Here is an 11,904-nt window from a genome sequence, read left to right as displayed (position 1 = left end):
ATTCTATTAAATCATAATTTTAAATGATTTTTCAGCTACAAAACATAAAATTAGCACTATGTACTTAGATACATTTATCTATCAAAATAAACACTTACCCTTTAAGATATTAAACATTGCTCATCGCTAAGGAAAAGCGGATTCACATGCCTAACAACCTTTCAATTCGCGCTTATACCAGCCAAATACGCAGTCATTATCATGAGTTCCACCAGCTGGTGTTGCCATTACATGGCGCGATTGATATTAAGGTTGGTGATTACACAGGTAAAGTTAGCATTGGTGATTGTGTGATAATTAAAGCTGGGCAACAACATGACTTTCGGGCAGATGATGCCGCCCGTTTTATTGTCGTTGATATGGAACGTTATCCAGATAACATTACCGAATCAGGTATTGAAAAATTCTCGATAAATCCTCCCCTGCTGGCTTATATACAGTTCATCGATAAGCAGCTAGCGCATCAAGTAAATAAACAGCTTGAATCGACTGCGTTTGAATTGTTCTATCAGCTCCTTGCTCAACAAACATGTCATGAACGTATCGACCCTCGAATTGCTGAGGTTATCCACTTCATAAAACAAGACATCAGTGTGCTATTTAGCATCGAGCAGTTAGCTAAAATTGCGTGTTTAAGCACAAGCCAATACAAAAAATTATTCAAGACAAATATGGGCATGACCACCCACAAATACATAACCCAACTGCGCATGGAAAAGGCTTCAGCACTGCTCGCTCATACCGACCTGCCTATTCGTATTGTCGCAGAACAAGTTGGCTACCAAGACCTATCAGCATTTAGTCGACGCTTTTCAAACTATTTTGGTCAATCACCTAAAGCGTTTAGCTACTAACTCATCAGCGATGACAGTTTATCTATCCCATCCCATAGCAATACAACAGTAGCGTATTAGCCAATAAAAACGTCCTTTCAGCAAACACGCTAATTTATGAACACCTTATAATTCGGTCATTAAAATTACTTAAGGATCATAAATTATGGCTACATTATACGGGTTTATCGCTATCGGATTATGGGGGACTTTAGCGCTGTTAGGGACAATAACAGCGAATATTCCTGCATTTCAATTACTCTCACTTTGTTTTTCCATCTCCGCTATCATTATCATCATCAAGCGAATAGCGATAAAAAAAACCGTCTTTACCAAACCATCGTTAACCCTAACTCAGTGGCTGCTTGGCATAATCGGACTGTTTGGGTTCCACTTCTGTTATTTCATGGCGCTTAAATTCGCTCCCGTTATCGAAGTCAGTTTAATTGTGTATCTATGGCCATTATTACTAGCAACACTCGTCGCCAACAAACAAAGTCGGTTAAGAGCACTTATCGGGGGTAGCTTAGGCTTTATCGGCATCGCCTTCATTATTGTTGGTAATGGTGAGCTAACGTTAAATAACGACTATCGGATTGGTTATTTTCTTGCTGCTATTTGCGCTGTTATTTGGGGCAGCTATTCATGGTTCTTATCCACATCAAACAACGACGTTGAAGATATCGCTTGGTTATCTGCAGCCGTTGCAATATTAGCATTAATCGCGCATTGGCAATTTGAAACCAGTAATTGGAGTTTTAGCCTGTCAGAATGGGGCGGGATATTATTACTCGGATTAGGGCCTGTCGGGGGCGCTTTTTACTTATGGGACATAGCCCTAAAAAAAGGTAATCAACAATTGCTAGCCTCATTAAGCTTTAGTACACCACTTATTTCATCTGTCATTTTGGCCATTGCAGGTCTTAATGCTTGGTCTACTAACATCATCATTGCACTCGCGTTAATATTATCTGGTGCGATCATTGCCAATATGAAGAAAAAATTAGCGTTTGGTGATAACCCTATATAGGAAAACATCACCCTTCAAGTTGATAAACGCATTAATATTTCCTTTCAGCAAAATATTAATGCGTTATTTAGTATCAGTACAACTCATCGTTAACGAGTGAAGACTCTTCATCACTCGTTAACTGGTCAACTTAAGATCCAGAGCATGTCACAGCAGTCCAGAACCAAGATGTTGCGGTTGGTACTTCCCAAATACCAGGGCTATTTTTAGCTTGGTAACACAAGCCTTGATACGAGTATACTTCACCGTTAGATGCTTTAGTCGAACCAGCAACAAATGGGGTTTCACTAACAACCTCATCTACAACACATTCACCGTTTACAACAGAAGAACCATCTTCACAAACTAAGCCTTTGGCGTTACCAATGATGGTGATTGTTTTCTGAGATAAAACGCCTTCGTTATCTGTTGCTTTGAATATAACAGTGTTGCTACCAAGCGTTACCACAAAGCTGCCAGAGTAAGTTGTAGCATCTTGTATCACAGCTTTAGTTACACCATTAACAGTAACGTCAACAGTTGCAATTAATTTATCATCAGTAATTAATGCAGAAAACTGAGCTGTATCACCTTCAGTATGTACCACTGAACCAGATGGAGATGCAATACTAATGCTCGGAGCTTCATTGGTGATGATAGATCCAGAGCATGTCACTGGAGTCCAGAACCAAGATGTTGCGGTTGGTACTTCCCAAGCACCAGGGCTATTTTTAGCTTGGTAACACAAGCCTTGATACGAGTATACTTTACCGTTAGATGCTTTAGTCGAACCAGCAACAAATGGTGTTTCAGTAACAACCTCATCTGCAACACATTTACCGTCTACAAGCGAAGAGCCTTCTTCACAAACGATTGGGTCTACAGCACATTCACCGTTTACAACAGAAGAACCATCTTCACAAACTAAGTCTTTAGCATTACCAATGATGGTGATTGTTTTCTGAGATAAAACGCCTTCGTTATCTGTTGCTTTGAATATAACAGTGTTGCTACCAAGCGTTACCACAAAGTTGCCAGAGTAAGTTGTAGCATCTTGTATCACAGTTTTAGTTACACCATTAACAGTAACATCAACAGTTGCAATTGATTTATCATCAGTAATTAATGCAGAGAACTGAGCTGTATCACCTTCAGTATGAACCACTGAATCGGATGGAAATGCAATACTAATGCTAGGAGCTTCATTCGTGATGATACTACCAGACCAATCCGTTTGACCTTGTGGATTATTTACAGCTTGGTTCATTGCGTTCAATATATCGCCGTTACCATCACCATCAATTTCCCATGAGAAAATACCACCGAGACCGAGACTCTTAAGGTATTCACCCTTAGCAAGTACCGAGCGAGGGGTATCATATGTCAACAATGTACGACTCACTTCATCCCAAACAAATGATGCTTTAGCTATTTCATCCCAGCCTACGATTGCATTTGGGTTTGACTCGAGGAATTTAAGGATACCACGATAATCCATAATGCCAGCTTCCCAAGCCCAAGCCGCCTCGTTTACATCTGTTCCACCGCCACCCAGACTACCGTTAAATGGACTACCCTCAGAAGAATCTATATGTGAACCGATAGCGCCGATTGGGTTTCCATTTTCAGCGACAACATCTTGCCAACCACGAGCATACATTGCAGCACCAACAACTAATTTCTTAGCTGGAACACCTTGTGCAAGTAAAAGTTTAGTTGCGTTATCTAATGTATATTCAGGTTTCCCAGCAAACTCGCCAGTACCGTTACATTTATCAGTTGAAATGTGAGCACCACAATAAATACCTGTTTGGTGGCCCGTATTTGGACCCCATGCACCGTAGAAGTCGTAAGACATCATGAAAATATTATCCATGTACTGTGAAGCAGCACCATAATCAACATCTTCGATCTTGTCGTAACCAGCACCGATTGCAGATGTAAGTTCATATTTACGACCATATTCCGCTTCAAGCCCATCCAACATTGCACGTAATTCTTGCATTAATGCGATGTAAGCAGGGCCGTCTTTGTCTGAATCACCTAAACTTGCATTTGCACCGTCACCACCAGGAAATTCCCAATCAATATCGATACCATCGTAGAATTTCCACGTTTTTAAGAATTCTTTTGTAGAGGCGACAAATACATCACGGTTTGCTTTTTCAGTGAAACCGAAGAATGGATCAGATAATGTCCAACCACCAATAGATGGAAGAATTTTAATGTGTGGATTCGCTTTTTTAAGCGCCATTAAACCACCGTAAGTACCTTTACCTATTTCTAATGAACCCACTTTTTTACCGTCTAAACGTGTTGCAGGTTGACCATAAGAAGAGTTCAGTGCCGCCCATGTGTCATGAACAACAACAGAGTAATCAGGCAGGCCTGCGCACATTTTTTTTAATAATTGGTGACCCGATGGATTTGGATCTAATAAGGATTTGTTATCACCTGTACCACCACAAATTGGAATGAAGCCGTAGATGATGTGCGTTAGGTTATTAACAGGAATATCGTTAACGTTGTATTTACGACCGTACACACCCCATTCAACGAAGTAAGTCCCGACAATATTATCTTTTTGTTGTGCGTAAGGCGTGTTAGCCGGATCAGTCGTCATTGGCAGGTCAGCTTTTAAATGCGAACCGTCTGTATCCGAGATTAATAGTTCAGTCGTTGCGCTTTCACTGCAACCATCGGCGTTACATAAACGCACAACCATGTCTTTTAAACCGCCTTCAGTGAAAGATAAAACAGTACTTTTCCCTGTACCGGAACCAGACATCATTATTTCACCATTAACTTCTACCTCCCATTTTGTCGCTTTATCGCCAGACCAAACATTCCAAGAAACAGGTACTTCAACAACGTCAACACGTGTATACATGTCTTTATAACTAACGACTGCATCCGTATTAATTGTTACAAAACCTAGTTTTGAATAATCGGCCCACGCGATTGGCGGTGCTTGAGGGGCAGCCGCAAGTACTGGCGTACTTATTACTGCTATCATAGCTAACTTAAGGGAATTTTTTACAAATATTGATTTCACAAGAACTCCATGTAAATAAATTAGAAAGTCGAAAATAGGCGTAATTACATACAACATGTATTGACGTATATTCAAACAGTAATCATGCCATCCAAGATCAAACCTCTCCTGAGGCTTATATAAAAGCTACTTCCGATTGTTAATTCGCGCAATAAAAAAAAGAGCACAAAAACAACAAAGTTTGAGTTCTATCAAACAATACGGTCAGACCAGTCTTTTTTAAATTATTGAAATCGTGAGATAATTGATCGTGTTAATCCCGAATAGCATAGTGAAGTCCTTTACAGGCAAAACCCCAATATATTGCATTAAAAACAATTGGTTATATTTAACAAATCCATTATTTATAGCAAGGTAATCAGAAGGAAATACGACGGAACAATTTTTCTGTTATGTCATGACACTCAAATTTTCATCTGTCATCAAGATCAGTCTAATTGTTATTTTATAGCCATTATTATTGAAAATCACCAGTCGAACCTAATTGCAGAGTCGTTTTCAGACTGCTAAACTACGCTGTTAAATCACTTCGTATAATCCCAATAATATGGTTTGGGAGTTTCTACCAAGATCCTTAAACTCTTGATTATGAAGTCTGTAACTTTAAAACCTAAAAAAACATATAAAGGTAGAGACTCATGAATTACTTTGACTTACCGAAGATTGACCTACATTGCCACCTAGACGGCAGTGTTCGCCCAGAAACAATCATTGCGCTTGCAGCTGAACAAAACATTACTTTACCAAGTAACGACATTGAAGAAATCAGAACATTGATGATCGCACCTGAAACATGTCCTAATCTTGGTGAATACCTACAACGTTTTGACTTACCGTTATCAGTAATGCAAACAGCAGATGGTATCGAACGCATCTCTTTTGAAATATTTGAAGATGCTGCAAAAGAAAATGTAAAATACCTAGAAGTACGCTTTGGTCCAATGTTACACCTTGAACAAGATCTAACTCTTGAGCAAGTATTTGATAGTGTTGTTGCAGGTATGAAACGTGCCGAAGCAATGTATGACATCAAGGGTAACTACATTTTATCTATCTTACGCCACATGCCAAAAGACAGAATCAAAGAAGTACTTGATACTGCAGCTAAATACTTAAACGACGGTATTGTTGCATTCGATTTAGCAGGTGGTGAAGCACCTGGGTTCTGCGCTGAGTTTGTTCCTTATGCAGAATATGCCATTGAGAAAGGTTACCGTGTAACCATTCATGCAGGTGAGCAAGGTGTAGGTCAAAACGTATTTGATGCAGTGTCATTATTAGGTGCAGAACGTGTTGGTCATGGTATTCATATTACTGGCCATGAAGATGCATACGACCTTGTTAAAACACAAAACATTGCATTAGAAACCTGCCCAAGCAGTAATGTACAAACCAAAGCGGTTGACAACTTAGCAAGCCATCCAGTTAAAGCTTTCTACCAAGACGGTATTCAAATCACTATCAATACTGATAATCGTACTGTGTCAAATACAACAATGACAGATGAAGTACGTAAAGTAATGGAAGAGTTTAACTTAAGCCGTGAAGACTACTTCAGCATTTACAAAATCAGCATTGAACATGCATTCGCATCTGATTCAGTAAAACAACATTTATTGACGTTTACTGAATAACAACAGCATATCAATAGAAAGCTAAATCAAAAGGCGGGTATCACAACCCGCCTTACTGTTAACTAGCACTACACTTTTCACATTCTGATTATTTTAAAAATACCATTCAACGGATAACTGCACATGGTCATCATTTTTTAAGCTAAATAATGACTCGCTAGGATCTGAACTCTGCAATATCCTCAAGTCCAGACTCGCAGTAAAGCTGTTGCTAAAACGACGATTAGCTTCAATAAGATAAGTTAAAGCACTGTGATCTAAATCGGTCCCGACACCCATCAATATTTCACTGCTTTGCATATCATTAAAAGCGAAACGTCCGCCAATAAATAAATCATTTTGGAACGCCGCCCCCATTGAACCTATATCCCCTTCACCACGTTCATCCCAGCTATATTCGGTTAATAAACCGAAATCAATAAAGCTGTCAAAAATACCAATATAAGTATATTCAAAACCTGTTTGTGCGGCCCAAAAATTCATCTCTGTGGTATCACGGTAAATTGATTCAAACTTCCATAACCAATCACCAATCGTTGCTTGAACATCAAGACCAAATTGATCCATCTGGTTATAATACTGCTTTAGAACCAAGTCACTTACAAGGTTGCTCGGCGTAAGTACAGGTTCTCTATTTGTGCCACGAAACCAATAACTGCCAACATCAAAATCACCAAACGTTTGCGTCCAGCGCACAGCAAAATCAACATGTTTTTTTTCGGCCGATGATTCGTAACTAACATCATTGTTATCGACAACAAATGGTCCTCGTAAACGGCCGTTCTCACCCGCAAAGGTGCGTTCTCTAAAACCGAATAATACGTATAAATCCACTATTCCCCAGTCTTGAACTAATGAAAGGTTAACCATGGGCTGGCCCAGTTTATCTTCGCCATCAAAATTTTCAACCGCATCAGTTTGGTTAATCACATCAACAAGATGTTGAAACTCTGCAACGCCCCAAAATTCTTTACGTATACCGACTCTCAACTCCCAACTATCACTGGCATGGACATAAGACAATTCCCGAATATCACCGTGAGTCCTTTCTTCATCCTCCGAGTCCAGGCGATAAAATGGTTTAAACATTAAGCTATCGTCACCATTATTCCAACCCCAATAAAACTCAGGCTCAACAAATAACGACGCTTGAGAATACTCAAATTGATCCGCGTATTCACCCGATTCAAAGAAGTAACGCTCTTCTATACCAACCACGCCAGATATTTCAAACTCTGTAGCAAAAGCGTTGAAAGTCAGTAATAAAGCTGCAGTAACTGACATCTTGATAAATTTGGTCACTAACATAATGGCTTACCGCGCTCGCTTTAACGCATTACGATTAAAGTCACTGTCTTTAAGACCCGTTTTAAATGCATAATTACTCCACTTTAACTCCGTGCTTTTACCATTTTGATGATTCACCATCAACGTACTTGTCGGGCGCCAAAACTGGTTAATGTATTGCTTGTAATCGATATAAGATAACGTTTTTAACAATGTATTTTTTCGATCATAAAATTCGACTTTTTGCGTGCGGTATTCTTGTTTATCAATCCATACAACACGTCGGGTATACCCCGAGTTTTCATCCACAGGAAACTGCTCAACCATGAAGCTATCGATACCAACACTGTTATCTTCACCCAAATATTTATAACTGTATTTTTCTAATTCAAACGAGCTTAAGTCTTCAAAGGCAAATTCAGACCCCATAAAAGGACCCGATTTGTTTCGTGATGAAATGCGTTTAACACGCTTCAATGCGGGTAAATATAGCCATTGCTCATCGGTTGCCAGTGGATGTGAAAAACTTAAAAAAGCAGTACCTTTGACATCTTTCGGCTTGTCAAAAATAGTTAAACTTTTATCACCATCTGTCACCTGTTCTAATGATTTCATTTTTATCTCACGTGTACTTTCTTGGCCCTGCTGATTACGTAACAACATCAACATATTTGCAGTGCTATCAACCCAGCCTATATCACGTTGCTTAGCTTCTTTGGAAATGGCCAGCCCTTGCTCTTCAGCTGTTAATGCCAAGGCGCTAGAACTTACAAAAAATAAAGCCACTGTAATACCAGCTGTAAGTAGTCTCTTATTCAACATAATCGTTCTCCAATTTTATTTATCTGTTATGGCTGATAATCCAGCGCCGGTATGTTTTTATTTGTTGGTTTTATGTTTTCAGCATTACCATTTAAAAGCGCGTTCGCACCAGTGCGATCGAGCAACATCAACAGCGGAGGTAAAAAAAAGAAATCAATAACTAAAGCAATGAATATAGTAATAGCCGTTAACATCCCCATATCTGAATTCAACTTAAAAGATGATTGTGCTAAGACCAGAAAGCCAGCAATGAGCACAAATGTTGTCACGCATAACGCTCGACCAACATGATCAAAAGCATAATGAACAGCAGTACTTGAATCAGTGTTAAGGTCACGTCGAGCATGTAAGTATTTACTTAAAAAATGAACCGTATCATCGACCACAATACCCAATGTCATGCCCATTACCACAGACAAACCCAAGCCGATTTGACCGTCATACAACCCCCAAATACCAAAAGCTACCGCCGCTGGAGCCAGGTTAGGTAACAGACTTAATACACCAAAACGCCAACTTTTTAGCACCACACCAAGGAGTAGTGATATTAATAACAACGCCACAACAGTACCGATCAGCATGCTATTAATACTGCGCTTACCAATATGAGCAAACATTAAACTTGGGCTCGCAATATCAACATCATAAGCGGGAGCATTTAATTCAAACCATGTATTTATGTCTTGTTCCAGTCGGACCATTTCGTTACTGGTTAAGTTTTTAAAGGTAGCCACTATTTTCGACGATGACTTATCAACGTTAAGTTGGTTATTTAGGTCTAAACCATAAGGTAGGGACATTTCGTATAATAATAAGTACTGCGCCGACAGCTCTTGGCTATTCGGTAATTTATACCATGCTGTATCTTCAGCATGCATATTTTGATTCAATCGCTTTAAAATATCAGTGAGCGTATTAACATGATCCGTTTCTGGTAACTCGCGTAACCAATCAGTAAAGTCAGATAATTTATTGAGATAGTCTGGATTATTAATGCCACTTGCGATGCCAGTATTAATCGACATCTCTAACACTGTCATTCCCGATAAGTTTTCCTGCGTAAAATCAGTAGCGGCTCGGTAAGGAACGCTTTCATCAAAGTATTTAACGAAATCATCATTTAATTCATTTTTGGGAATAAACGCCGCAAATACCAAAATAATAATGCTCATGACGGGTAGCAGTAATTTACGCTTATTGATCACAAACTCAGTTAGCATTGATATGCTATTTCCCTTGTTATCTTTACTCACTTTGGTTCTGATTGGCAACACAGTTAACAGCGCTGGGAAGATAGTCATTGAAAAAATAAACGCAAACATAACGCCCATCGCCACTAGATTACCGAGATCTCGGTACGGCGGAGAATCAGAAAAATTCATACTTAAAAAACCAATCGCAGTGGTCACGCTGGTCAAGAAAATAGGTTTTAAATTTAATGCTAAGCTTTTCTGAATTGCTAAGCGCTTATTCACCCCTTGCCTCATTTCATAAAACATCGATGCTAAAATATGAATACAATCAGCTACCGCCAGTGTCAGGATCATGGTAGGTGCTGATGATAAAGGTCCGCTAAGATAAAAACCTGTCCAACCTGCGATCCCCATCGTCGTGACAATACTCATGAAGATAACCAGTACTGTAGCAATCGTCCCCGAGATCGTTTTAAGCAATAAGCCAATGGCTAAGATCACAACCAAAAACATGAGTGGTGTTAGCGTAGCGCTATCATTCATCGCGGCCTCACCAAACGCGTTATTCATCATGACAACACCAGATAAATACACTTCAGAATCAGGATACTTAGCAATAAACTGCGCCTTTATCGCTCTAACACTTGCAGCAACTTCCGGTACTTCAAGGATAGGATCAATACCAGGTAATTGTACTGTCACATTAACAACCGAGACATGCCCCGCTTTAGAAATTATTTTATTAACCAGTAAAGGATCATTCAAGGCTACTTTTTCAATTCGCTCCAAATCAGCTTGTGATAAATTTTCAGGGTCAGTCACTAAATCAGTAACAATCAGATCATCTTCTTCAGCATAGCTATATTGAAAGTTAGTTATCGAATCAACCCGTGTTGAATAAGGTATTTGCCAGCTTTGCTTAGTCAGTGATGTTAACGCTTCAAGGTGCGCACGTGTAAGTACATCCTTGCCTTTGGGGACCACAACAAAAGAAACATTGTCACTTTTACTATAAACTTTTTGCATCGACTCAAAAGCAGTTCGTTGTGGATTGTCCTCACCAAAATAAATCCGATAGTCATTTTTAAACACCAAGTTTTGTGCCCCGCCGGCAGCAAGAACAACGAATATTAAACACATTATAATGACCCGAAAAGGGTGCTCATTAATCAATCCATACAGTTTGTTTTTCATTGTGCCCTCCATTATGACGATTCGTCATTTCATCCTTGAAAAAAAACACGACAAGCTCGTCGTGTTTTAATGTGTAACTTAAATGTGTAAATCACAGCCTTTTTTCTTAAGTAGTGCGAGTTCATTGGGGAATACAACTTGCAATGATTTATTCAATACTGTTCGATAGTCTTTCTGGTTTGACAAAGGTTGCCAGCCTAACCCATCAAACAGTAAATTATTCTGGTTGAACAATTCCTGTTCAATCACAAAACCTGCGCGATTACTACATTCATGTACAGTGCCTGACAATAGCAGCACAATACCATAACCCATCGACCAGTTAGAGAAGCATAGCTGCTCAATACTCATATGCTCAGGCCGGATTAAATTTTTATTATCTAACGCTTCTTGAACAACACCTCTGGAAATACTTAATAAGTTAGATTCAAGATGTTTTTGATCCTGCAACCGATTCGCACTGGCTTTGCCATATACGTTTGGGCTTTTTGAACAAATAACCGTTTGAAATAATACAGGGTGTAACAAAGCATAAATCAGATAAGCAAAGTTTAATAACAAAATACGTTCGCGACTCTCACCTTCAAACTGAGCTGCGCGGGAAAAAAAACCAGAAAGCATCGCAATTGAATAATTACTAATCGCTAATAACAAATCTTCTTTACCTGAGAAATATTTATACACGGTACCTTTGGAAAAAGGCACTTTAGCAACCAATTTATCCATTGTTAAATTAACTATGCCAATTTCACTAATCAATGTAATGGCAGCATTCATGATGTCTTTCTCTCTCACATCCTGAAATTTTCCATTCACGCTATCAAAAACCATAATATAACCAACTAATAATTATGACGATTCGTCAATACTACCGAAT

8 protein-coding genes and 1 riboswitch are annotated in these 11,904 nt (G+C 39.1%); of the genes, 3 read left to right on the top strand and 5 right to left on the bottom strand.

What is annotated here, in order from left to right; genetic code table 11:
* The first annotated feature begins 146 nt into the window (after nucleotides 1-146).
* Entirely contained in the window at nucleotides 147-854 is a 708-nt protein-coding gene (locus BT797_RS16385) for an AraC family transcriptional regulator (RefSeq protein WP_075472819.1), read from the top strand.
* Between the two features lie 145 nt (nucleotides 855-999).
* A complete protein-coding gene (locus tag BT797_RS16380) occupies nucleotides 1,000-1,863 on the top strand; it encodes a DMT family transporter (RefSeq protein ID WP_075472817.1) in 864 nt (287 codons plus the stop codon).
* Between the two features lie 130 nt (nucleotides 1,864-1,993).
* Here the strand turns inward: BT797_RS16380 and BT797_RS16375 are convergent, their stop codons facing one another.
* Nucleotides 1,994-4,897, bottom strand: coding sequence for a glycosyl hydrolase family 18 protein (locus tag BT797_RS16375; RefSeq protein ID WP_244534211.1), 2,904 nt, complete (start codon nucleotides 4,895-4,897; stop codon nucleotides 1,994-1,996).
* Between the two features lie 509 nt (nucleotides 4,898-5,406).
* A riboswitch (purine riboswitch) is annotated at nucleotides 5,407-5,506 on the top strand.
* Nucleotides 5,507-5,535: 29 nt separating this feature from the next.
* Here BT797_RS16375 and add point away from each other — a divergent pair.
* Nucleotides 5,536-6,531, top strand: a complete 996-nt coding sequence (gene add / locus BT797_RS16370) for an adenosine deaminase (protein WP_075472815.1) — start codon at nucleotides 5,536-5,538, stop codon at nucleotides 6,529-6,531.
* Between the two features lie 93 nt (nucleotides 6,532-6,624).
* Here the strand turns inward: add and BT797_RS16365 are convergent, their stop codons facing one another.
* The 4 genes from BT797_RS16365 to BT797_RS16350 all read right to left on the bottom strand — a co-directional run bounded on the left by BT797_RS16365 (nucleotide 6,625) and on the right by BT797_RS16350 (nucleotide 11,843).
* A complete protein-coding gene (locus tag BT797_RS16365) occupies nucleotides 6,625-7,839 on the bottom strand; it encodes a hypothetical protein (RefSeq protein WP_075472813.1) in 1,215 nt (404 codons plus the stop codon).
* Nucleotides 7,840-7,845: 6 nt separating this feature from the next.
* Nucleotides 7,846-8,640, bottom strand: a complete 795-nt coding sequence (locus tag BT797_RS16360; protein ID WP_075472811.1) for an outer membrane lipoprotein-sorting protein — start codon at nucleotides 8,638-8,640, stop codon at nucleotides 7,846-7,848.
* A 26-nt stretch (nucleotides 8,641-8,666) separates the two neighbouring features.
* Nucleotides 8,667-11,027, bottom strand: a complete 2,361-nt coding sequence (locus BT797_RS16355; RefSeq protein WP_075472809.1) for an efflux RND transporter permease subunit — start codon at nucleotides 11,025-11,027, stop codon at nucleotides 8,667-8,669.
* A gap of 78 nt (nucleotides 11,028-11,105) precedes the next feature.
* Nucleotides 11,106-11,843, bottom strand: coding sequence for a TetR/AcrR family transcriptional regulator (locus BT797_RS16350; RefSeq protein WP_244534210.1), 738 nt, complete (start codon nucleotides 11,841-11,843; stop codon nucleotides 11,106-11,108).
* Nucleotides 11,844-11,904: the final 61 nt, after the last annotated feature.

The organism is Moritella viscosa (assembly GCF_900120065.1).
Lineage (GTDB): Bacteria > Pseudomonadota > Gammaproteobacteria > Enterobacterales > Moritellaceae > Moritella > Moritella viscosa.
This window is presented reverse-complemented; position numbering and strand designations above follow the sequence as displayed.

Bases quoted from the DNA above. Each gene is read 5' to 3' on its own strand.
- BT797_RS16385 (WP_075472819.1), top strand. From the start codon at position 147: ATGCCTAACAACCTTTCAATTCGCGCTTATACCAGCCAAATACGCAGT.
- BT797_RS16380 (WP_075472817.1), top strand. From the start codon at position 1,000: ATGGCTACATTATACGGGTTTATCGCTATCGGATTATGGGGGACTTTA.
- add (WP_075472815.1), top strand. From the start codon at position 5,536: ATGAATTACTTTGACTTACCGAAGATTGACCTACATTGCCACCTAGAC.
- BT797_RS16365 (WP_075472813.1), bottom strand. From the start codon at position 7,839: ATGTTAGTGACCAAATTTATCAAGATGTCAGTTACTGCAGCTTTATTA.
- BT797_RS16360 (WP_075472811.1), bottom strand. From the start codon at position 8,640: ATGTTGAATAAGAGACTACTTACAGCTGGTATTACAGTGGCTTTATTT.
- BT797_RS16355 (WP_075472809.1), bottom strand. From the start codon at position 11,027: ATGAAAAACAAACTGTATGGATTGATTAATGAGCACCCTTTTCGGGTC.